At 73.1% G+C, this 24,964-nt stretch carries 4 protein-coding genes; all 4 read right to left on the reverse strand.

The annotated features are described in order from the left end of the window. Positions 1 to 30 precede the first annotated feature (30 nt). The 4 genes from JK364_RS40005 to JK364_RS40020 all read right to left on the reverse strand — a co-directional run bounded on the left by JK364_RS40005 (position 31) and on the right by JK364_RS40020 (position 24,820). Positions 31 to 288 (reverse strand): acyl carrier protein, encoded by a 258-nt coding sequence (locus tag JK364_RS40005; protein ID WP_201856325.1) that lies wholly within the window; start codon positions 286 to 288, stop codon positions 31 to 33. Between the two features lie 69 nt (positions 289 to 357). Continuing rightward, positions 358 to 576 carry an MbtH family protein gene (locus tag JK364_RS40010; protein ID WP_201856326.1) on the reverse strand — a complete coding sequence of 73 codons (219 nt, stop codon included), beginning with the start codon at positions 574 to 576 and terminating at the stop codon, positions 358 to 360. 32 nt (positions 577 to 608) lie between these two features. Continuing rightward, on the reverse strand, positions 609 to 15,617 hold the full coding sequence (locus JK364_RS40015) for a non-ribosomal peptide synthetase (protein WP_201856327.1): 15,009 nt from the start codon (positions 15,615 to 15,617) through the stop codon (positions 609 to 611). Continuing rightward, positions 15,614 to 24,820, reverse strand: a complete 9,207-nt coding sequence (locus tag JK364_RS40020) for a non-ribosomal peptide synthetase (protein ID WP_201856328.1) — start codon at positions 24,818 to 24,820, stop codon at positions 15,614 to 15,616. Before JK364_RS40020 ends, JK364_RS40015 begins: the two co-directional genes overlap by 4 nt. Positions 24,821 to 24,964: the final 144 nt, after the last annotated feature.

Consider the following 24,964-nt stretch of genomic DNA (forward strand, 5'->3'; position numbering starts at 1 on the left):
ACGTCGTCGTCGCCGTGGTGTGCGAAGGGTTCAGTCCTGCCAGCCGGCCTGCGTGGCCACGACGTCGTAGACGGCCTTGAGGTTCTCCATCTGGGGCAGCTCGGACTGCGGGATGTCGATCTTGTACTTCTTCTCGATCCGGGCGAGGATCTCGATCGCCCGCAGCGAGTCCGCCTCGTGCTCCTCCGCGAACGAACCGGTCTCGGTGATCTCCTCCGGCTCGACCTCGAGCACCTCGGCGACGATCTCGCGCAGCTCGTCCAGGTGCTGCTCACGCGCTTCGGACATGGTGTGCTCCTCAGGGTGTGTTTCTCGGGTGGGTGTTCTTGTGGGGCGAGGGGGGTGGTTCGCGGGCCGTCAGGAGGTGGCCGAGTCCATGGCCTCGACCAGGCTCTTGGGGCGCATGTCGGTCCAGTTCTCGTTGATGTGGTCCAGGCAGGCCTGGCGCCCGTCGGGGCCGTGGACGCCTGTCCAGCCGGCCGGGACCTCGGCGAAGACCGGCCACAGGGAGTGCTGGCCCTCGTCGTTGACCAGCACCAGATACATGGCGTCCGCGTCGTCGAAGGGGTTGCTCATCTCTCGTCTCGTCTCTCTTCCGTGGAGGGGTCTCAGGTGAGGTCGCGGAGCCGGGCGGCGAGGATCCGGCCGATCCCGGCGAGCGGTTCCGGCTGGGTCATGTCGTCGTGGGCGGACTCGACGGGGTGGGCTTCGATGGAGCCCTCCAGGAAGGGCGCCCACACCTCGGGCCCGGGGGCGTTCTCCGGCTTGCCGAGCGTCGCCTCGAAGAACAGCACGTCACCCACGTAGGTCCCGGGAACATGGCCCCGCGCGAGCCGTGAATTGTTCTCGAACACCTCGTACAGCGCCGCGACGTGCCGCTCCTCGAGGCTGCCGAGGATGCCGCCCTGGCCGCGGAGGATCTCCGCGACCCGGCCGTACTCCAGCGGCTGCCCGTCCCACTCGGCCCGCTCGTAGCCGGCCAGGTCGAGCATTCCGGCGAGGAACTCCCGCTGGGACAGGACCGCGTCTTCCGCCGGGCGCCCCGCGCCGCCGCCGTGGCTCTCGGGGAGCCGGGGGAAGGAGTCGAGCATGGCCAGCAGGGCGACCCGCTCACCGGCGCGCTGGAGCTGTTCGGCCATGGCGTGCGCCACGAGTCCGCCGAAGGACCAGCCGAGCAGCAGATAGGGGCCGGTGGGCTGGACGGTGCGCACCTGCTTGAGGTAGTCGGCGGCGATCTCCTGGACACCGGTGGGCAGGTCACCGGGTTCGGCGATGCCCCGCGACTGCAGGCCGTAGATCGGGTGGTCGGGGCCGAGGTGGCGCATCAGCCCGGCGTAGGACCAGCTGAAACCGCTGGCCGGGTGGACGCAGAACAGCGGCGGGCGGCCGCCCTTGCGGCGCAGCGGCAGCAGGACGTCAAAGGCGCCCTGGCCGTCGTCCTCCCCGGTGCCGAGCCGCTCGGTCAGCTCCGCCACCGTGGGCGCCTCGAAGAGGGTGCGGATGGCGATGTCCGCCCCGAAGGTGGCGCGCACCCGGCCGATGAGCCGGGTGGCCAGCAGGGAGTGGCCGCCGAGGTCGAAGAAGCCGTCGTCGATCGACACCCGCTCCGTGCCGAGGACCTCGGCGAACAGCTCGCACAGCAGCCGCTCCTGGCGGGTGCGGGGGGCCCGGCCGCCGGACACCGCGGAGGACTCGGGTGCGGGCAGGGCCCGGCGGTCCAGTTTGCGGTTGGGGGTCAGCGGCAGCGTGTCCAGCGGGACGAAGGCGTTCGGGACCATGTACTCGGGAAGGCCCGCGGCGGCGTGGCGGCGCAGTTCGGCCGGGGCCGGGAGCTCGGCGCCGGGCGCGGGCACCACATAGGCGATCAGGCGCTGGTCGCCGGGGCGGTCCTCGCGCACGATCACCGCGGACCCGGCGACGGCGGGGTGGCGGTCGACCACGGCCTCGACCTCGCCGAGCTCGATCCGGAAGCCGCGCAGCTTGACCTGGTCGTCCACCCGCCGCAGGAAGGACAGTGTGCCGTCCGGGTTCCAGCGCACCACGTCCCCGGTGCGGTACATGCGGGTGCCGGGGGCGCCGAACGGGTCGGGGACGAACCGGGCGGCCGTCATATCGGGGCGGCCCAGATAGCCGCGGGCCAGGCAGTCGCCCGCCACGTACAGCTCTCCGGCCGCGCCCGGCGGCACCAGTTCGAGGCGGTCGTCGAGCACATGGAACCGGGTGTTGGGCATCGGGCCGCCGATGGGCAGCGGGCCCGGCGGGATCGGGGTGTCCGGCGCGATGCGGAACTGGCTGCAGTTGACCGTGGTCTCGGTGGGCCCGTACATGTTGAGGACGGTGGTGCCGGGGTGGTCCGCGCGCCAGGCGTCGACCCGCTCGCCCAGCAGCAGCTCGCCGCCGAGGAGCAGTTCGGCAGTGGGCGCGAACTCCTCCGGGAGCGTGGTGAGGACCGGCAGATGGCTCGGCGTGGCCTTGAGGAAGGTGCACGGGCGGGTGCGCAGCGCCTCGGCGGTCCCCGGGTCCGGGTCCTGGAGGTCGCTGACGACCTGGACGGTGCCGCCCACGGTGAGCGGCACATGGGTGGCGGTGACCGACAGGTCGAAGGAGATCGAGGAGTGCAGCAGCGCGGTGCCGCGCACCCCGTCGTAGTCGCCCCCGGCGAAGACCAGGTAGTCGGTGAGCGAGGTGTGCTGGATGACGACGCCCTTGGGCCGTCCGGTCGAACCCGAGGTGTAGATGACATAGGCCGGGTTGGCCAGGCGCAGTGGCGCGAGCCGGTCTCCGTCGTCGGGGTCGGTGGCCGCGAAGCGGGCGAGGTGGGTGTCGGTGGCGGGGTCGTCGAGGAGGAGGCGCGGGATGTCCCCGGTGCCCTCCGGCAGCGCGGCGGCGGTGTCGGCGTCGGTGAGCAGCAGCGCCGGGCCGGTGTCGGAGAGCATGAACCCGATCCGCTCGGCCGGGTACGCCGGGTCCACCGGTACGTAGGCGCCGCCGGCCTTGAGCACCGCGAGCAGGGCCACCACCAGCCGTGCCGACCGGGGCAGGGCCACGGCGACGAACCGCTCCGGGCCCACGCCGCGGTCGATGAGCAGGCGGGCCAGCCGGTTGGCGCGGGCGTTGAGCTCGGCGTACGACAGCTCCTGGGCGCCGAAGACCAGCGCGGGGGCGTCGGGGGTGCGGGCCACCTGGGCCTGGAACAGCTCGGGCTGGGTCACCTCGGGGACGTCGGTGGCGGTGTCGTTCCAGGTGACCACCATGCGGTTCCGCTCGGCGGGGTCGAGCAGCCCGATCCGGCCGATCGGCTGGTCCGGGTCGGCGACGGCCGCCTCCAGCAGCCGGATCAGCCGGGCGACCAGGTCGGTGACGGTGTCCGCGTCGAACAGGTCGGCGCTGTGGACGACATGGCCCTCGATGCCCTGGCAGCCACCGCTCTCGTCGCGCCGGTCGGCGAGGCTGATCGACAGGTCGAACTTGGCGCCCGCGCTGCCGAGCGGTTCCCCGGCCACGGTGAGGCCGGTGACGTCCTGGCCGACCTCGGTGGGGTTCTGGAAGGCCAGGGCGATCTGGAACAGCGGGTGGCGGGAGAGCGAGCGGGGCGGGTTGAGGACCTCCACCAGCCGCTCGAACGGCATGTCCTGGTGGGCGTAGGCGGCGAGGTCGGTGTCCCGGACCCGGGCCAGCAGCTCCCGGAAGGTGGGGTTGCCCGAGGTGTCCGTGCGCAGTACCAGGGTGTTGACGAAGAACCCGACCAGGTCGTCCAGTGCCTCGTCGGTGCGGCCCGCGATCGGGCTGCCCAGCGGGATGTCGGTGCCCGCCCCCAGCCGGGTCAGCAGCGCCGCGAGCCCGGCCTGGACCACCATGAAGGCGCTCGCCCGGTTCTCGCGGGCGAGTCCGGCCAGCCGCTGGTGCAGCTCGGGGTCGATCGTCACGGGGACGATGCCGCCCGCCCCGGTGGCCACCGCGGGGCGGGGGCGGTCGGTGGGCAGCTCCAGCTGGTCGGGGAGACCGGCCAGGGTGCCGGTCCAGAAGGCGAGCTGCCGGGAGATCGGGCTCTCGGGGTCGCTCTCGTCGCCGAGCACCTCGCGCTGCCAGACGCTGTAGTCGGCATAGTTCACCCGCAGCGGTGTCCACCGCGGCGCCTCGCCGACCCGCCGGGCCTCGTAGGCGGAGGCCAGATCGCGGGCGAGCGGTGCCGCGGAGGCCCCGTCGCTGGCGATGTGGTGCATCACCAGCAGCAGTACGTGGCTGTCCGGCGCGATCGCGAACAACCTTGTGCGCAGCGGGAGTTCGCGGGTGAGGTCGAATCCGGTGGCGGCCTCGGCGGCCAGCTGTCCGGGCAGGGACGCCTCATCGGTGTCGGTGACCGGCAGCGCGGGCCGGGCCGTCTCGGCGTCCACGATCCGCTGGTGCGCGCCGCCGTCCGCGTCCGGTCCCGTGGTCTCGGGGAAGACGGTGCGCAGGCTCTCGTGCCGGGCCACCACATCGCCGAGGGCCGCGCGCAGCGCCGCGCGGTCGAGGTCACCGGTCAGGCGCAGCGCCAGCGGCACGTTGTAGGCGCCGCTGTCGCCGTCGAAGCGGTTGAGGAACCACAGCCGGCGCTGGGCGTACGACAGCGGGATCCGCCCGGTCCGCCCGGCCGGGACCAGCGGTGCCCTGCCTCCCGTGCCCAGGGCGAGGGAGGTGGCGAGCCCGGCCACGGTGGGCGTTTCGAACAGCGCCCTGACCTGGAGGTCCACCCCGAAGGCGGACCGGATCCGGTTCACCAGGCGGGTGGCGAGCAGCGAGTGGCCGCCCAGGTCGAAGAAGTCGTCGTCGGGGCCGACCCGGGGCAGTGCGAGCACCTCGGCGAACACATCGCACAGCAGCTCTTCCTGCGGGGTGCGCGGGGCCCGTCCGGAGCCGGTGGCCGCCGACCCGAAGTCGGGGGCGGGCAGGGCCTTGCGGTCCACCTTGCCGTTGGGGGTGAGCGGCAGGGCGTCCATGGCCATCAGCACCGCGGGCACCATCGCCTCCGGCAGCGCCGCGGCCAGTTCGGAGCGCACCCGCCGGGGGTCGGCCGCGCCGACGAGATGGCCGACGAGGCGGCTCTGCCCGGCGGGGTCGGTGCCGACGGTGACCACCGCGTCGGTCACCGCGGGGATCGCGCGCAGCGCGGCCTCCACCTCGCCCAGTTCGATGCGCTGGCCGCGGATCTTGACCTGGTGGTCGAGCCGGCCGAGGAACTCCAGCTGTCCGTCGGGCAGCCGTCGCACCCGGTCGCCGGTGCGGTACAGCCGGCTGCCGGGCTCGTCCGCATACGGATCGGCCACGAAGGTGGTCGCCGTGCGCCGGGGGTCGCCGACATAGCCGTATCCGACGCCGGTGCCGCCCACGTACAGCTCGCCGGGGACGCCGACCGGGACCGGCTGGAGCCGGGTGTCCAGGACGTAGAGCCGGGTGTTGCGGATGGTGGCGCCGATCGGCACCCGGACGCCGCCGAGCGGGGTGGTGGCCTCGATGACGGCGTGGGTGACATCGTCCGAGCACTCGGTCGGGCCATACGCGTTGACCAGCGGGATGTGCGGATAGCGGGCGAACCAGCGGGCGCACAGGTCCGGCGGAAGGGCCTCACCGGTCACCATCAGCCAGCGCAGCTCGGGCAGTTCGACGGTGTCCGCCCCGGACTCCCAGGCGTCCAGCGCGGTGCGCAGCAGGGAGGGGACGACCTCGAGGACGGTGATCCGCTCCTCGGCGACGCGGGTGAACAGCGCCTGCGGGTCCAGTGCGGTGTCCTCGCCGACCAGCCGTACCCGGCCGCCGGTGACGAGGCCGGACAGCATCTGCCACACCGAGATGTCGAACGTCAGCGGGGCGTTGGCCACCACGCTGTCGGTGTCCGTCATCCCCAGGTCCTCGATCTTGGCGAGGAGGTGGTTGACCATGCCGCGCCGGTGCACCATCGCGCCCTTGGGGCGGCCGGTGGAGCCGGAGGTGAAGATCACGTAGGCGAGATGGCCGGGGCCTCCGGCGACGGGCAGCAGTCCGTCGGCGTCGTCGGCCGCGTCGTCCAGCGCCAGCACCTCGACCGGGATCTCGGCCGCCTCGGCCAGCTCCCGGGCCCGCTCCAGGTGTTCCGGCGCGGCCAGCAGCCGGCGGGCGCCGCTGTCGGCGAGCATTCCGGCGCTGCGCCGGAGCGGGGCGCGCGGGTCGAGCGGCACATAGGCGGCGCCGATGCCGAGGACGGCGAGGACGGCCGTGGGCACCCGGACAGTGCGGTCGGAGAGGATCGCGACGACCGCACCGGCGTCCGCGCCGCTCGCCAGCAGCCTGCGGGAGAGGGCACTCGCGCGGGCCACCAGGGTGGCGTAGTCGACGGTGTGCCGGTCGTCGGTGAGGGCGGTGGCCTCCGGGCGGCGGGCGGCGATCTCCCGGACCCGCTCCACGACTCCGGTGATACCGGTGTCGCGCTCGGTGCGGTTCCAGTCGAGCAGCAGCTGCCGCCGCTCCCCCGGTTCGATGAAGTCCAGGTCCCCCACCGGGCGGTCCGGCTCGGCGACAGCGGCCTGGAGGAACCGCACGAAGCAGCCGAGCAGCCGCTGTGCGGTGGGGTGGTCGAACAGGTCGGTGCTGTAGTCGAACCGGCCGTCCAGGCCCAGTGGCGCGCCGTCCTCGGCGTAGCGCTCGGTGAGGTCGAAGGACAGGTCGAACTGGGCGGCGTGGGCTCCGGCGGTCTCCACGGTGACGTCCAGTCCGGGCAGCCGCAGATCGGCCTGGACGTTGTTCTGGAGCACCAGCATGACCTGGAACAGCGGGTTGCGCGCCATCGAGCGGGCCGGGTTGAGCACCTCGACCAGCCGCTCGAAGGGGGTGTCCTGGTGGGCGTAGGCGGCGAGGTCGGTGTCCCGGACCCGGGCCAGCAGCTCCCGGAAGGCGGGGTTGCCCGAGGTGTCGGTGCGCAGCACCAGGGTGTTGACGAAGAAGCCCACGAGTTCGTCGAGCGCCTCGTCGGTGCGGCCCGCGATCGGGCTGCCCAGCGGGATGTCGGTGCCCGCCCCCAGCCGGGTCAGCAGCGCCGCGAGCCCGGCCTGGACCACCATGAACAGGCTCGCCTCGTTGTCGCGTACGAGGCCCAGCAGCCCGTGGTGGAGCTCCGGTTCGAGCCGGAACATCAGGGTGCCGCCCTGATAGGTGGCGACGGCGGGCCGGGAGCGGTCGGCCGGCAGCTCCAGTTCGTCGGGGAGCCCGGCGAGGGTGCGGGTCCAGAAGGCGAGCTGCCGGGAGATCGGGCTGTCCGGGTCGTCCTCGCCGCCCATGACCTCCCGCTGCCAGAGGCTGTAGTCGGCGTAACCCACGGGCAGCGGGTCCTGCTCGGGCGCCTCGCCCTTCAGCCGGGCGGTGTAGGCCAGGGAGAAGTCGCGGGCGAGCGGGCCCATCGACCAGCCGTCACCGGCGATGTGGTGCAGGACCAGCAGCAGGACGTGGCTGTCGGGGCCGAGTGCGTACAGGGTGGCCCGCAGGGGCGGGTCGACGGCGAGGTCGAAGCCGGGCGCGACCGCCCGGAGCAGCGCCTCGGGCAGCTCCTCCTCGGTGACCGGCTCCGTGGTGAGGACCGGGGTGGCGGCGTCCGCGCCGAGCACCACCTGGTGCGGGGTGCCGCCGGTTTCGCGGAAGACGGTGCGCAGCGCCTCGTGCCGGGCCACCACATCGCCCAGCGCCGCCCGCAGGGCCTCGCGGTCCAGCTGTCCGCTCAGCCGCAGCGCGATCGGGATCTTGTACGGGGAGGCGGCGCCTTCCAGCCGGTTGAGGAACCACAGCCGGTGCTGGCCGTACGACATGGGGATCAGCTCGGGCCGCGCCACGGGCCGCAGCGCGGCGCGGGCGCGGGCGGCTCCGGCGATGGCCGCCATGAGCCGGGCCGGGGTGGGGGCCTCGAACAGACTGCGCACCGCCAGTTCCACACCGAACCCGGAGCGCACCCGGCTGACCAGTCGGGTGGCCAGCAGGGAGTGGCCGCCGAGGTCGAAGAAGCTGTCGTCGATGCCGACTTCGGCCAGGCCCAGCACCTCGGCGAAGATCTCGCAGAGGGTGCGCTCCTCGGGGGTGCGCGGGGCCCGGTGGGTGGCGGCGGCGCCGTAGTCCGGCGCGGGCAGGGCCCGGCGGTCGACCTTGCCGTTGGTGGTGACGGGCAGGGTCTCCAGGGCGACGAAGGCGGCGGGGACCATATAGGCGGGCAGGGCGGCCGCGGTGTGGTCGCGCAGCGCGGACAGGTCCGGTGCGGGCTGTCCGCCGGCCGGGACGGCGTAGGCGACCAGGCGCTTGTCCCCGGGCTGGTCCTCGCGGACGATCACGGCGACCTGGGCGAGGCCGGGGAAGCGGGACACGACGGCCTCGATCTCGCCGAGTTCGATGCGGAAGCCGCGCACCTTGACCTGTTCGTCGGCGCGGCCCACGAATTCCAGCAGGCCGCCGTCGGTCCAGCGGACCAGGTCACCGCTGCGGTACATCCGCGCCCCGGCGGGGCCGAAGGGGTCGGCGACGAAGCGCTCCGCGGTGAGCCCGGGGCGGTCCAGATAGCCGCGGGCGAGTCCGGCCCCGGCGATGTACAGCTCGCCGGCGACTCCGTGCGGGGTGAGGGCGAGGTTGTCGTCCAGGACGTAGAGCCGCATCCGGTCCAGCGGTCCGCCGATGGGCACGGTGTCGGGGACGGTGTCCTCCGCCCGCATCCGGTGGTAGGCGGCGAACGTGGTGGTCTCGGTCGGGCCGTAGCCGTCGCCGATCACCAGCCCGGGGCAGGTGGCCAGCACTCTGCGCACCATGGGCGCGGGGACGACGTCGCCGCCGGACCACACCTCGGATACGTCCGCGAAGCATTCGGGCCGCTCCTCGGCGAGGATCCGGAAGAGACCGGCGGTCAGCCACAGTCCGGTGACCTTCCGCTCCACGATGACCCGGGCCAGGTCCTGGACGTCGAGTTCCCCGGGGGGTGCCACCACGATGTGGCCGCCGCGCAGCAGCGGCACCCACAGCTCGTAGGTGGAGGCGTCGAACGCCTGGGGCGAGTGCAGCAGCACCCGGGTGTGGTGGCCGCTGTCCCAGGCGCCGTCGAAGGCGAGGGCGAGCACATCGTGGTGGGTGACGGCGACGCCCTTGGGGGTGCCGGTCGAGCCCGAGGTGTACATCACATAGGCGAGCTGCTCATGGTGTCCGTCGATGCCGGGGTCGGTGTCCGGCTCGCCGTCGAGGGGTGCGTCACCGTCGAGGGCGGGGTCGTCGACGACCAGCGGCCGGGCCCGGTGCGGGAAGGCGCGGGCGGCCTCGTTCAGTTCGCGGTCGGTGAGCAGCACACCGGCGGCGGTCTGTTCGACGATCAGGCTCAGCCGGGCCTGCGGATAGCGAGAGTCCAGGGGCACATACGCGCCGCCCGCCTTCAGCACCGCGAGGATCGAGACCACCAGTTCGACAGAACGTTTCTGCATCACGGCGACCGGGCTCTCCGGGCGCACCCCCATGGCGATCAGCCGATGCGCCAACCGGTTGGCACGGGCGTCGAGTTCCCGGTAGGTGACCTCCTGCCCGTCGGCGTCGCTGAGCGCGACGGCGTCCGGGGTACGGGCCAGCTGGTCGGCGAACCGCCGCTGGATCGATCCGTACACTGCGGGCCGGGGGCCGGTGTCCCCGGTCCCCAGCGCCAGCAGCCGGGCGCGCTCGTCGGGGCCGAGCACATCGATCCGACCGACCGGGCGCTCCGGGTCCTCGGCGGTGACCTCCAGCAGCCGCAGCAGCCCGTCCGCCATCGCCTCCACGGCCGCCGGGTCCAGCGCGTCCGGCCGGTGGTTGAGCCGCAGCTGCAGCCCCTGGCCGGGCAGTCCGGGGATGGCGACGAGGGTCAGCGGGTAGTGGGTGGCGTCCCGGCCGTCGATGCCCAGGACGCCGAGCCCGGTGCCGGGCAGCTCCAGCGCCGCCGGATCGAGCGGGTAGTTCTCGAACACGGTGAGGGTGTCGAAGAGTTCGCCGGTGCCGGCGATGTTCTGGATGTCGGTGAGGCCGAGGTACTGGTGGTCGATCAAGAGCGACTGCTGCTCCTGCACCCGGGAAAGCAGCCCGGACAGCGGCTCCTCGGACCGCAGGGCCACCCGCACCGGCAGGGTGTTGATGAACAGGCCCACCATCGTCTCGATACCGGCGATCTCCGGCGGGCGGCCGGAGACGGTGGCGCCGAAGACCACGTCCTGACGCCCGGTGAGCCGGCCGAGCAGCACCGCCCAGGCGCCCTGCACCAGCGTGTTCATCGTGAGCCCGAGACCCCGCGCCCGCTCGGTGAGGGCGGCGGTGAGCTCCGCGGACAGCTCGACGGTGACCTTCCGCGGTATCGCCGCCTCACGGCCGGGGTCCACGGGGGCGAGCAGGGTCGGCTCGGCGCCCTCCAGGGCCTGCTTCCACGCCTTCTCGGCGGCGCCGCCGTCCTGGCCGGCGAGCCAGGCCAGATAGTCGCGGTAGGGGGTGACCCGGGGCAGTGTGGCATCGCTTCCCCCGGAGGCGTAGAGCGTGAACAGCTCCTGGGCGAGCAGCGGGGTGGACCAGCCGTCCAGCAGGATGTGGTGGTTGGTCAGCACCAGCCGGTGGCGGTCGCCGTCGAGCCGGATCACGGTGATGCGCAGCAGCGGCGGCGCGGTCAGTTCGAACCGGCGGGCACGGTCCTCGGCGAGCAGCCGTTCCAGCTCGGCGTCCCGCCGGCCGGCCGGGACGGCGGACAGGTCGAACTCGTACCAGGGCAGCTCGGTCCCGTCCGCCCGGGGCACGAACTGCACGGGGGTGCGCAGCCCCTCGTGCCAGAAACCGGCGCGCAGATTGGCGTGGCGCTCCAGCAGCGCGTGGGCCGCGCGGCGCAGCGCACGGGCGTCCAGCGGCCCGGTCACGTCCAGCAGCAGCTGCACGGTGTAGACGTCCCGCGCCCCCTCGTCGTAGACGGCGTGGAAGTGCAGCCCCTTCTGCAGGGACGACAGCGGCAGCAGATCGGCCACGCCGGGGCGGGCCCGCTCCACGCTGTCGATCTCGTCCTGGCTGAGGGAGACCAGGGGCAGATCGGACGGGGTGTGCCCGCCGGCTCCCGCCGTCTCGGTGTGGGCCGCGAGGACGTCCAGGGCGCGGAACCAGGTCTCGGCCAGATCGCGGGCGTCCTCCTCGGTCAGCAGATCGCCGGGCCAGGACAGGGTCGCGGTCAGCCGCGGCCCGTCGGCGTGGTCCCGGGTGAGGGCGCCCACCTCCAGGACGTGCGGGACGGGCATGGCCGGGTCGACGCCACCGCCGAGGCCGTCGGCCTCCGGGGCCACGGACCAGTCGGCGCCCTCGTCCCCGGCGGAGGCGGCGGGGAAGCGGCCCAGATAGTTGAAGCCGATCTGCGGGGTGCGCAGCCGGGCCAGGGCCGGGCCGGTCTGCGGGTTGAGGTGGCGCAGCAGACCGTAGCCCATGCCGTTGTCGGGCAGGGCGCGCAGCTGCTCCTTGACGCTCTTCAGCGCCCGTCCGGTCTGCGGGCCGCCGGCCCACAGCTCGGCCCAGTCCGCCACCGCCGGGTCCAGCCGCACCGGGTGCAGATCGGTGAACCAGCCGACGGTACGGGAGAGATCGGCACCCTCGACGACACCCTCGCGGCCATGGCCTTCGAGGTCGACCAGGAGCGGGGCCGCCGCGTCGCCGTCCCGGCGGCGGCGCCAGTCGGCGACCGCCAGGGCGAGGCCCGTCAGCAGGACGTCGTTGACTCCGCCGTGGAAGGCGGCGGGCACCCGGGTGAGCAGGGGCTCGGTGCGCTCGGGCGGCAGGGTGAGGCTGATGTGCCGGACGGTGGCCACGGTGTCCCGCGCGGCGTCCAGGGCGCGGCTGCCCAGCAGCGGGTCCGGGGCCTCCAGCATGGCGGTCCACAGCGGCAGTTCGTCCAGCCGGGCCGGGTGCTGGGCGAGCGCGGTGAGCTGCTCGGCCCAGCGCCGCAGCGAGGTGCCCACCGGCTCCAGCCCCGGGATGTCGCCCGCCGTGACGGCTTCGCAGGCGGCGGCGAGGTCGGGCAGCAGGATCCGCCACGAGACGCCGTCCACGACCAGATGGTGCAGGACGAGCAGCAGTCTGCCGCTCTCGTGCGGTCCGCCGTCGAACCACACCGCCCGCACCATGGCCCCCTGTTCGGGCTCGAGCCGCGCCTGCGCGGTGCCCTGGTGTCCGGCCACCACACAGCTCAGCGCCTCGCCGCGCAGCCCGGCCGCGTCGACACGGGTCAGACAGCCGGCGGCGTCGACCGCCCCGCGCGGCGCCACCTCCAGGCTCCAGATGATGCCGCCGGCCCGGGTCAGCCGCAGCCGCAGGGCGTCGTGGTGGTCGAGGACGGCCTGCAGCGCCGCGGTCAGATTCGACTGGTCAAGACCGGCGGGGGTGCGGATCAGCATCGACTGGTGGAAGCCGTCGACGGGCCCGCCGCGCTCCCGCAGCCAGTGCGCGATCGGGGTGAGCGGCACCACCCCGATACCGGAGTCGTCCGGTTCGGCGGTGGCCACGGCCTCCTCCCGCGACGTGGCCATGGCGGCGAGCGCGGCCACGGTCCGCAGCCGGAACACATCGCGCGGGGTGAACGTCAGCCCCGCCTTACGGGCCCGGCTGACCAGTTGGATGGAGACGATGCTGTCGCCGCCGAGGTCGAAGAAGCTGTCGTCGACGCCGACCCGCTCCACCCCGAGCACATCGGCGAACACCGCGCACAGCGCCTCTTCCTCCGGGGTGGCGGGGGCCCGCCCGGTGGACACGGAGCCGTAGTCGGGGGCGGGCAGCGCCCTGCGGTCCAGCTTGCCGTGGGGCGTCAGCGGCAGCGCGTCGAGCGTGACGAACGCCGCCGGGACCATATGGGCGGGCAGCACCTCGGCCACGTGGTCACGCAGTTCGGCCGTCTCGGCCGCGCCGACCGCATAGGCCACCAGCTGCCGGACGCCGGGCCGCTCCTCACGGGCGACCACCGCCACCTGGGCGACCTTCGGATGGCGGGCGATGACGGTCTCGATCTCGCCCAGCTCGACCCGGAAGCCCCGGATCTTCACCTGCTCGTCGGCGCGCCCGAGGTAGTCCAGGGTGCCGTCGGCCCGCCACCGCACCACATCGCCGGTGCGGTACATCCGGGTGCCCGGGGTGTCGAAGGGGTTGGCGACAAACCGCTCCGCCGTCAGCCCGGGGCGGCGCAGATAGCCGCGGGCCAGCCCGTCGCCCGCGAGATAGAGCTCTCCCGGGGCGCCGACGGGCACCGGCCGCAGCCCCGTGTCCAGCACATACACGCGGGTGTTGACGACGGGGCCGCCGATCGGGGGCGTCCGCTCGCCGCTCAGCGGCCCGCTCATGGTGGCGGCGACGGTGGACTCGGTCGGGCCGTAGGCGTTGACCATCCGGCGGCCGGACGACCAGCGCGCCACCAGCTCGGCGGAGCACGCGTCACCGCCGACGACCAGGGAGCGGAAGCCGGGCAGCGGTGTGGTCGCCGGCACCGACGCCAGCGCGGCCGGCGGGATCAGGGCGTGGCTGACCCGCCGGCCGGCCAGCACCTCGGCGAGGGCCTCCCCCGCCAGCGGTCCGGGCGGCGGTACGACGAGCGCGGCGCCGGAGGTCAGCGCCATGCACAGCTCCAGGACGGCCGCGTCGAAGCTGGGCGAGGCGAACTGCAGGACCCGCGCCCCGGCGTCGACGGCGAAGTTCTCGACGGCGGCCGTGGCGAAGGAGGCCAGACCGGTGTGGGAGACCACGACGCCCTTGGGGGTGCCGGTGGAACCGGAGGTGTAGATGACATACGCCGGATGGGCCGCGCTCAGCGGGACCGTACGGTCCGCGTCCACGATGGCGGTGGCCGGGAGCGCGGCGAGCCGGGAGGGCAGAGCGGGGTCGTCGAGGTCCAGCCGCGCCCCCTCGTGGTCGAGGGCGGCGCCGGTAGTGGTGATGACGAGTTCGGGCCGGGCGTCCTCCAGCATGAAACGGATGCGCTCGGCCGGGTAGTCGGGGTCGACCGGAAGGTAGGCGGCCCCCGCCTTCACCACGGCCAGCTGCGCCACCACCATGTCCACGGACCGGGGCAGGGCGAGGGCGACGATGCGCTCCGGGCCGATACCGCGCCGGATCAGCAGCCGGGCGAGCCGGTTGGCGCGGGCGTCCAGTTCGGCGTAGGTCAGCGCGCCGCCGTCGAAGACCACCGCGTCGTTCCCGGGCGTCGTCGCGGCCTGGGCCTCGAACAGCTCGCCGAGCCCGGCCCGCGGCAGGTCGCGGGTGGTGGCGTTCCACTCGACGAGGATCCGTGTCCGCTCGGCGGCGTCCAGGATGTCCACCGCCGCCACCGGCCGGTCGGGGTCGGCGATGACCGTCTCCAGCAGCCGCACCAGACGGGCGGCCAGCGACTGGGCGGCGTCGTGGTCGAGCAGGTCGGAGCGGTGGTCCAGGCGCAGGGTGAGCCGGTCGCCGGGGATCACGGCGAGGGTGAGGGGGTAGTGCGTGGCGTCGTTGACGTCGACGCCCGCGATGCGCACCCCGGTGCCGGGCAGCTCCAGGCCACCGGGGTCCAGGGGGTAGTTCTCGAAGACGGTCAGGGTGTCGAACAGCTCACCGGTCCCGGCCAGCCGCTGCACCTCGTGCAGCCCCAGGTGCTGGTGCTCCATCAGCGCCGACTGCTGCTCCTGTACCCGGGCGAGCAGGCCGGACAGCGGCTCTTCGGGCCGCAGCACGACACGCACCGGCAGGGTGTTGATGAACAGCCCCACCATGGATTCCACGCCGGGGATCTCCGGCGGGCGGCCGGAGACCGTGCCGCCGAAGACCACGTCCCGGCGCCCGGTGAGCCGTCCCAGCAGAACCGCCCAGGCGCTCTGCACCAGGGTGTTCAGCGTGAGCCCGCGGGAGCGGGCGAACTGTCCCAGGGAGGCGGTCAGTTCGGCGGACAGCTCCAGCATCACCCGCTCCGGCTGGGCCGCGTCGCGCCGCTCGCCCTCGGTGGGGGCGAGCAGTGTGGGCCCCTCCACCCCGTCCAGCGCCCGCCGCCACGCCTCCTCGGCGGCGCCCCGCTCCCGCCCGGCCAGCCAGGCCAGATAGTCGCGGTAGGGGGTGACCCGGGGCAGCGTGGCATCGCTTCCCCCGGAGGCGTAGAGCGTGAACAGCTCCCGGGCGAGCAGCGGCATCGACCAGCCGTCGAGCAGGATGTGATGGTTGGTCAGGATGAGCCGGAATCGCTCGGCGCTCTGCCGCACGACGACGAAGCGCACCAGCGGCGGGTTCGCGAGGTCGAATCTGCGGCCCTTCTCCTCCGCCAGGATCCGGGCGATCTCGGCGCTCTGCGCCGCCTCGTCCAGATCGCTCACGTCCCGCTCGTCCCAGGGCAGTTCCACCTCGCGGTGGACGATCTGGACGGCCTCGCCGGTCTTGCGTCTGCGGAACCCGGCGCGCAGGTTGGCGTGGCGGCGCAGCAGCGTGGCCGCGGCGGCGCGCAGAGCGGCCACGTCCACCCGGCCGGCCAGGTCGAACGCGAACTGCATGGTGTACACGTCGGGAGCCTCGGTGTCGTACACCGCGTGGAAGAGAAGCCCTTCCTGCAGGGGCGACAGAGGCAGGATGTCCTCGACCCTCGACTGGCTGCTCACTTCGGCATCTCCCACTCGGTTCCAGGTTCCGGTTCGTCTTCGAATGCGTCGATCTCGTCCTGGGTGAGGGAGACCAGCGTGAGGTCGGAGGGGGTGTGTCCGCCTGCGCCCGGCCCTTCGGCGTGGGCGGCGAGGGCGTCCAGGGCGCGGAACCAGGTCTCGGCCAGGTCCCGTACGTCGTCCTCGGAGAGCAGCCCGTCCGGCCAGCTCCATACGGCGCCGAGGCGGGCGCCCCCCGGACCGTCCTCGGTCAGTGCGTTGATCTCCAGTGCGTGCGGAAGCGGCATCGCGTCGTCGGCCCCGCCGCCGAGCCCCTCGGCCTCCGGCGCCACCGCCCAGTCGGTGTCGGTGCCGGACGCGAGGCGGCCGAGGTAGTTGAAGCCGATCTGCGGGGTCGGCAGAGTGGCCAGCTCGCGTGCGGTGTCGGGGTTGAGGTGGCGCAGCAGACCGTAGCCGATGCCATGGTCGGGCAGGGCACGCAACTGCTCCTTGACCCGCTTCAGGGCCTGCCCGGCCTCGCGGCCACCGCCCCAGAGGTCGGCCCAGTCCTCGACCCCGGGCTCCAGGCGCACCGGGTAGAGGCTGGTGAACCAGCCGACGGTACGGGACAGATCCGCGCCCTCGACGATGTCCTCCCGGCCATGGCCCTCCAGGTCCACCAGCAGTTCGGTGGCGTCGGCGTGGCCCCTGCGGCGGCGCCAGTCGGCCACCGCCAGGCCCAGGGCCGTCAGCAGTACGTCGTTCACACCGCCGTGGAACGCGGCGGGCACCCGCGTCAGCAGGGGCTCCGTCCGCTCCGGCGAGAGGGTCAGCCGGAGGTGGCGGACGGTGGCGGCGGTGTCCCGGGCCGGATCCAGCGCCCGCGCGCCCACCAGAGGGTCGCGGCCGTCGAACTGCCGCTTCCACAGCGGGAGTTCATCGATTCGGGAGGGGTGCCCCGCGAGTGCGGTGAGGTGTTCGGCCCAGCCCCGCAGCGAGGTGCCGACCGGCTCCAGCTCCCGGCCCTCCACCGCCACCGCCAGGTCCGGCAACAGGATCCGCCACGAGACTCCGTCGACCACCAGATGGTGCAGCATCAGCAGCAGCCGACCGGGGGCATGCGCACCGTTGTCCAGCCATACGGCCCGGACCATCGCACCGGCCTCGGGCTTCAGCGGTCTGTCCCGCAGCGGCTGACCGCGCAGCTCCTCCGGATCGGTCACCCGCCTGATCACATCGGCCGCGTCGACCGTGCCCCGCGGCCCGGTCTCCAGCTCCCAGCCGCCATCGCCGTCGCGTCTCAGCCGCATCCGCAGCGCGTCATGGTGATCGAGCACCGTCTGCAACCCGGCCGTGAGGGCCTCCAGGGTCAGCCCGGCGGGCGTCCGCACCAGCATCGACTGATGGAAACCCTCCACCGGCCCGCCACGCTCCCGCAGCCAGTGCACGATCGGGGTCAGCGGCACCACACCGATGCCATGGTCCGGTGGCTCCACCACCGTCGCCCGGACCTCACCGGCCATCGCGGCGAGCGCGGCCACCGTGCGGTGCTGGAAGACATCGCGCGGGGTGAAGACCAGCCCGGCGGCGCGGGCGCGGCTGACGAGCTGGATGGAGACGATGCTGTCCCCGCCCAGATCGAAGAAGTTGTCATCCGCCCCGATACGCGGCAGCCCCAGCACATCGGCGAACACCGCGCACAGCGCCTCCTCGCGCGCGGTGGCGGGCGCCCGGCCGGTGACGGTCGCCCCGAAGTCGGGTGCCGGAAGGGCCCGGCGGTCCAACTTGCCATTGGGCGTCAGCGGCAGCCGCTCCAGCGTGACGAAGGCGGCCGGAACCATGTACTCGGGCAGCTCGGCGCCGAGGTATTTCCTCAACTCCCCGGCGTCGGGGTCGCCATCGGCGACGACGTACGCCACCAGTTGCTTCGCACCCGCGCGGTCCTCGCGAGCGATGACCGCCGTCTGCCGGACCTGCGGATGCCGGGCGAGAACCGCCTCGATCTCCCCCAGCTCGATCCGGAAACCACGCACCTTCACCTGCTCATCGGCACGCCCGACATACTCCACATTCCCATCCGCCCGCCACCGCACCACATCACCCGTGCGATACATCCGCGCACCCGCCCCGCCATACGGATCCGCCACAAACCGCTCCGCCGTCAACCCCGGACGACGCAGATACCCACGGGCGAGCTGCACACCGGCGAGATACAGCTCACCGGCGACCCCGGCGGGCACCGGCCGCAGCCGTGAATCCAGCACATACAGCCGGGTGTTCCACACGGGGGCGCCGATCGGCACCGGCCCGGCCGGGTCCTGGGCCGCACACTCCCACGAGGTGACGTCCACGGATGCCTCGGTGGGCCCGTACAGGTTGTGCAGCGGCACGTCCAGCGTCTCGTAGAACCGTGCGCGCAGCTCACCGGGCAGCGCCTCGCCGCTGCACAGCACGCGGCGCAGACCGGTGCAGTGGGCGGCGGTGGGCTCGGTGAGGAAGACCTGGAGCATGGACGGGACGAAGTGCACCGTGGTGACGCCCTCGTCGCGGATCAGCCGGGCCAGATACGCCGGGTCCTTGTGCCCCTCCGGCCGGGCGACCACGAGCCGGGCGCCGGTGATGAGCGGCCAGAAGAACTCCCACACCGAGACGTCGAAACCGGACGGTGTCTTCTGCAGCACCCGGTCGGAGGCGTCGAGCCCGTACCGCGCCTGGGTCCAGAGCAGCCGGTTGACGATTCCCTCGTGCGGGACGAGCACGCCCTTGGGCTTGCCCGTGGAACCCGAGGTGTAGATGACATAGGCGGTGTTGCGGCCGGTCAGCGGGGCGAGCCGCTCGGCGTCGCCGAGATCGCGGTCGGTGTGGCCCGCCAGCGCGGCCCGGGTGTCCGCGGTGTCCAGCAGCAGCCGGGGGGTGTCGTCGTCGGGCGGCAGCGCCTCGGTGACATCCGCGGTGGTGAGCAGCATCGCGGGGCGGGTGTTGCCCAGGATGTAGCGGATCCGCTCGGCGGGGTAGTCGGGATCGACCGGCACATAGGCGGCCCCGGTCTTCACCACGGCCACCAGGGCGACGATGAGATCGAGGGAGCGTGGCAGGGCGAGCGCGACGTACCCTTCCGGGCCCGTTCCCCGCTCGACCAGCAGCCGCGCCAGCCGGTTGGCACGGGCGCCCAGCTCCGCGTACGTCAGCGTCCGGCCCTCGAAGACCACGGCGGTGGCCTGCGGGGTACGGGCCGCCTGGGCCTCGATCAGCTCGGTGAGCGTGGCGGCGGGGATGTCGTGCCCGGTGGCGTTCCAGGTGATCAGCGTCCGCTCGCGCTCCGCGGCGTCCAGGATGTCGGCGTCGGCGACGGGCTGGTCGGGGGCGGTGGCGATGGCTTCCAGCAGCCGGTTGAGGCGGGTGCCGATGGCGCGCACGCTGTCGGCGGCGAACAGCTCCGGCCGGTATCCGAGGCGCAGGGCGAGCCGCGGGCCCGGAACCGCCACGAGGGTGAGCGGATAGTGGGTGGCGTCCTCCGCGCCGGCGTCGGTGATCCGCAGCCCGCTGCCCGCGCTGTCCAGCATGTCCGGGTCCAGGGGATAGTTCTCGAAGACGGTGAGGGTGTCGAACAACTCCCCCACCCCGGCGAGCCGCTGGGTGTCGTGCAACCCGATGTACTGGTGCTCCATCAGCGCCGACTGCTGTTCCTGGAGGCGGGTGAGCAGCCGCTCCCAGCTCTCCTCCGGGCGCAGCGCCACGCGCACGGGCAGCGTGTTGATGAACAGGCCGACCATCGACTCGACGCCGCCGATCTCGCCGGGCCGTCCGGAGACGGTGGCGCCGAAGACCACGTCCTCGGCTCCGGTGAGCCGGCCGAGCAGCACCGCCCAGGCGCCCTGGACCAGGGTGTTCATGGTCAGCCCGAGCCCGCGGGCCCGGTCCGTCAGCGCGGTGGTCAGCTCCGGTGACAGGTCGAGGGTGACCCGCTCGGGGTGCTGGGCGGGGGTGTCGGTGCCGGTCGGGGCGAGCAGCGTGGGCTCCTCGATGCCCGCGAGCGCCTGCCGCCACGCTTCCTCGGCCGCCTCCCGGTCCTGGTCCGCGAGCCATGCCAGATAGTCGCGGTACGGGGTGGTGTGGGGCAGTCCCGTGTCGTCGCCGCCGCGTGCGTACAGCGTGAACAGCTCCTGGGCCAGCAGCGCCATCGACCAGCCGTCGAGCAGGATGTGGTGGTACGTGAGGAGCAGGCGGCAGTGGTCGTCGGCGAGCCGCAGCAGGACGAAGCGCAGCAGCGGTGGCGCCGCCGGATCGAATCCGCGGACCCGCTGCTCCTCCGCGATCCGGGTGAGTTCGGCCGTCTGCTCGTCCGGGGTGAGGCCGCGCAGATCCCTGGTCTCCCAGTCCAGTTCCACCTCGTGGCGGACGACCTGGACGGGGGTGCCGAGCTGCTCGTGGCGGAAGCCGGAGCGGAGGTTCGGGTGCCGGTTCAGCAGGGTCCGCGCGGCGGCGCGCAGGGCCCGTTCGTCAAGCTCTCCCGCCATGCCGAGGAAGAGCTGCACGGTGTAGACGTCCGCGCCGCCCTCGTCGAACAGGGCGTGGAACAGCAGCCCTTCCTGCATGGGTGAGGGCGGCAGCACGTCCTCCAGGTCGGGGCAGGAGCGCTCCAGGGTGTCGATCTCGTCCTGGGTGAGGGAGACCAGCGGCAGGTCGGAGGGGGTGCGACCGCCTGCTCCCGGTGCCTCGGCGTGGGCGGCGAGGGCGTCCAGGGCGCGGAACCAGGTCTCGGCCAGGTCCCGTACGTCGTCCTCGGAGAGCAGCCCGTCCGGCCAGCTCCAGGTGGCGTGCAGCTGTGCGCCGTCGTGGGTGTCCAGGGTCAGCGCGTCGACGTCGACGGCGTGGACGAGCGGCATGTCCTCGTCGCCGCCGCCGGACGCGCTCTCCACCGCCCAGTCGGTGTCGGTGCCGGACGCGAGGCGGCCGAGGTAATTGAAGCCGATCTGCGGGGTCGGCAGGGCGGCCAGCTCGCGTGCGGTGTCGGGGTTGAGGTGGCGCAGCAGACCGTAGCCGATGCCATTGTCGGGCAGGGCACGCAACTGCTCCTTGACCCGCTTCAGGGCCTGTCCGGCCTGCGGCCCGCCCTCCCAGACCTCGTCCCAGTCCGCCACTCCGGGCTCCAGGCGCACCGGGTGGAGGCTGGTGAACCAGCCGACGGTACGGGACAGATCGGCACCCTCGACGATGTCCTCCCGGCCATGGCCCTCGAGGTCCACCAGCACACCACTGGCGTCCGCATGACCACGGCGGCGCCGCCAGTCGGCCACCGCCAGGCCCAGGGCCGTCAGCAGTACGTCGTTCACACCGCCGTGGAACGCGGCGGGCACCCGCGTCAGCAGGGGCTCCGTCCGCTCCGGCGGCAGCGTCAGCCGGAGGTGGCGGACGGTGGCGGCGGTGTCCCGGGCCGGATCCAGCGCCCGCCCGCCCAGCAACGGTTCCGGCCCCTCGAACATGCCCGTCCACAGCGGGAGTTCATCGACTCGGGAGGGGTGCCCCGCGAGTGCGGTGAGGTGTTCGGCCCAGCCCCGCAGCGAGGTGCCGACCGGCTCCAGCTCCCGGCCCTCCACCGCCACCGCCAGGTCCGGCAACAGGATCCGCCACGACACCCCGTCGACCACCAGATGATGTGCCACCAGCAGCAGCCGGCCGGGGGTGTTCACGCCGTTGTCCAGCCATACGGCCCGGACCATCGCACCGGCCTCGGGGCTCAGCGGCCGGTCTTCCAGCGGATCCCGGCGCAGCTCCTCCGGATCGGTCACCCGCCTGATCACATCGGCCGCGTCGACCGTGCCCCGCGGCCCGGTCTCCAGCTCCCAGGCACCATCGCCGTCGCGTCTCAGCCGCATCCGCAGCGCGTCATGGTGATCGAGCACCGTCTGCAACCCGGCCGTGAGGGCCTCCAGGGTCAGCCCGGCGGGCGTCCGCACCAGCATCGACTGATGGAAACCCTCCACCGGCCCGCCACGCTCCCGCAGCCAGTGCACGATCGGAGTCGGCGGCACCACACCGATGCCCTGGTCGGGAGTCGGCGTCGAGGTGGCGTCGGCGTCCGTGGCGGCCGCGGCGAGCGCGGCCACGGTGGGGCGTTGGAAGACATCGCGCGGGGTGAAGACCAGTCCGGCGGCGCGGGCGCGGCTGACAAGCTGGATGGAGACGATGCTGTCCCCGCCCAGATCGAAGAAGTTGTCATCCGCCCCGACGCCCGGCAGCCCGAGCACATCGGCGAACACCGCGCACAGCGCCTCCTCGCGCGCTGTCGCGGGCGCCCGCCCCTCGGCCACCGGCCCGAAGTCGGGTGCCGGAAGGGCCCGGCGGTCCAGCTTGCCATTGGGCGTCAGCGGCAGCCGCTCCAGCGTGACGAAGGCGGCCGGAACCATGTACTCGGGCAGCTCCGCGGCGACATGCTTGCGCCACTCCCCCGCCTCCGGATCGCCCTCGGCCACCACATACGCCACGAGCTGTTTGACACCCGCGCGGTCCTCGCGAGCGATCACCGCCGTCTGCCGGACCTGCGGATGCCGGGCGAGAACCGCCTCGATCTCCCCCAGCTCGATCCGGAAACCACGCACCTTCACCTGCTCATCGGCACGCCCGACATACTCCACATTCCCATCCGCCCGCCACCGCACCACATCACCCGTGCGATACATCCGCGCACCCGCCCCGCCATACGGATCCGCCACAAACCGCTCCGCCGTCAACCCCGGACGACGCAGATACCCACGGGCCAGGCCGTCGCCCGCGATGTAGAGCTCTCCGGTGACGCCGACCGGCACCGGCTGGAGCCCCGAATCCAGCACATACACCCGGGTGTTGGAGATCGGGCGGCCGATGGGCGGGGCCTGGTCCCCGGTGTCCGCCTCACGGTCGCTGTACCAGGCCGTCGCATAGACGGTGGCCTCGGTCGGACCGTAGATGTTGGCGATGCGGCAGCCCGGGATGGCGTTCCGGATGGCGGCCACGGCGTGTGCCGAGAGGGCCTCCCCGGCCAGGACGACGGTCTCCGCGGAGGTGTTCACCTCGCCGTGCGCCAGCACCTGGGCGAATGCCGAGGGGACGGCGCTGATCAGGCTGCCCGACCAGCCGTCCGCCGGGCGCTCGGTGAGCGCGAGCAGATCGCGCACCACCTCGATGCTCCCGCCGCCGCACAGCGGCCCGAACATCTCGAAGACGGAGACGTCGAAGTTGAGCGAGGTCGACGCGAGGACCCGGCTCAGCTGCCGGGGTCCGATGTCGGTGACCGCCCAGATGGCGAGGTCGACCGCGTTGGCCTGGGACACCACGACACCCTTGGGCCGGCCGGTGGAGCCCGAGGTGTAGATCACGTAGGCGGGGTGCTGTGGCCGGAGCGGGGTGGTGCGGTCGGCGTCGACGGGGTCGCGGTCCGGCTGCCCGGCGAGCAGTTCGGCGGTCCCGGGGGCGTCCAGGCGCAGGGAGACGCGGCCATCGCCGCCCGCGGCGTCCCCGTCGGCCGTGAGCACGATGGCCGGTCCGGCGTCGTCGAGCATGTAGGCGATCCGCTCGGCCGGGTAGCCGGGGTCCACCGGAAGGTAGGCGGCGCCGGACTTGAGGATGGCGAGCAGCGCCACGATCATCTCGTCGGAGCGGGGCACGGAGAGGGCCACGAGGCTCTCCGGACCGGCGCCGTGCGCGATCAGCAGATGGGCGAGCCGGTTGGCATGCCGGTTGAGCTCGGCGTAGGTCAGCGTGCGGCCCTCGAAGACCACGGCGGTGGCCTGCGGGGTGCGGGCCACCTGGGCCTCGAACAGCTCGGGCAGGGAGGAGCCGGGCACCTCCTGGGCGGTGGCGTTCCACTCGCCCAGGACGCGCTCGCGCTCCTGAGGGGCCAGCAGATCGATCCGGCCGATGGGGGTGTCGGGTGCGGTGTGGGCGAAGTGGCCGAGGAGGCCGAGGAAGCGCCGATGGTGGTCGGCGAGTCGCTCGGGGCCGTACAGCTCCGCATTGCCGTCCAGGTCGATACGGAGCCCACCGGCCGCGTGCGCGCCGCTCGCGGACGGTCCCGGCTCCGTGGCGGCCCGTCCGTCCACCACGAGCGACAGATCGTCGACGGGGCCTCCGCCGAGGTTGTGCACCTGGCCGCGGTGGCCGGCGAAGTCCAGGTCGTAGTCGACCATGACGATGTTGATGTGCGGGCCGATGAGCCGGTGCTCGGCACCGGAGAGTTCGAGGTCCTGCCGCAGATCCTCGGCGCGGTACCGCTGGTGCTTCAGCGCGCTGTGCAGTTCCCTGGACGCCAGGCGGGCGGCTTCCGCCACGGTGGTGCCGGGGTGCAGATCCAGCCGGAACGGCAGGACGTTGGACATCATCCCGGGGATGGTGCGGGCGCGTCCGGCGGACCGGGCCATCACGGGCAGACCGAGGACGATCTGCCGGTTGCCGGTCATGCGGTGCAGATAGACACCGAGCGCGGCGACGAGGACGGCGGGCCAGCTGACCTCCGCCTCGCGTGCGGTGGCGCGCAATCCGGCCAGCGTCGGCTCGTCGAGGAAGGCGCTCCGGCGCTCCAGCCGTTCGGGGAGCGCCGGGGTGCGGTCGGCCAGGCTGGTGGCGGCGGGCTGATCGGCGAAGCGTGACATCCAGTACGCGCGGTCGCGCGTGAACCGGTCGGAGTCCCGGTACGCGGCCTCGTCCTCGAGGAGTTCGGACAGTGACCCGAACGGCGCCTCGGGGCAGGGCAGTCCGGCCGCGAGGGCGGTGTAGAGCTCGGCGACACGGCGGCCGACCAGGGAGAGGCCGAGGCCGTCCATGACGATGTGGTGGTAGCGCTGGTACCAGAAGTACCGGTCGTCCGCCGCCTTGAACAGCGCGAAGGCGAACAGCGGACCGTCGGTGGGGTCCACCGGCCGGCGCATCTCGTCGCGCATATGGCTCTCGGCGCTCGCGCGGGGATCGTCCTCGTGGCTGACGTCGATGAGGGGCAGGGTCCAGTCGACGCGCTCCTCGACCACCTGCGCCGCCCGGCCGTCCTCCTCCAGGATCCGGATCCGGAGTGTCTCGGCCTCGGCCACGGTGCGGCGCAGCGCGCTCTCGAAGAGCGTGGGGACGATCTCGCCGTGAATGTCGATGTATTCAGCGATGTTGAAGAGGGAATTCGTCGGCTGAAGCCGCTGGGCGAGCCAGATACCGGACTGCGCGGCCGTGAGCGGCAGGCTGGCAATCTGATAACCGGTCATGGTTCATCCGTCCTGATCGGGCGATGACGCATCGATAATGAGTCGAGTGGGGCGCATGATTCATCCGACGCGACAAATTCGGAAGTGAACTACATCTCGACAAGCCAACGGAAGTGAAATGGAATTCCGCTGCGAGATGTCAAT

The organism is Streptomyces endocoffeicus (assembly GCF_016741935.1).
GTDB lineage: Bacteria > Actinomycetota > Actinomycetes > Streptomycetales > Streptomycetaceae > Streptomyces > Streptomyces endocoffeicus.

What these genes read in the sequence shown, in the direction of transcription:
- JK364_RS40005 (WP_201856325.1), bottom strand. Translation starts at nt 288, where the DNA reads ATGTCCGAAGCGCGTGAGCAGCACCTGGACGAGCTGCGCGAGATCGTC.
- JK364_RS40020 (WP_201856328.1), bottom strand. Translation starts at nt 24,820, where the DNA reads ATGACCGGTTATCAGATTGCCAGCCTGCCGCTCACGGCCGCGCAGTCC.
- JK364_RS40010 (WP_201856326.1), bottom strand. Translation starts at nt 576, where the DNA reads ATGAGCAACCCCTTCGACGACGCGGACGCCATGTATCTGGTGCTGGTC.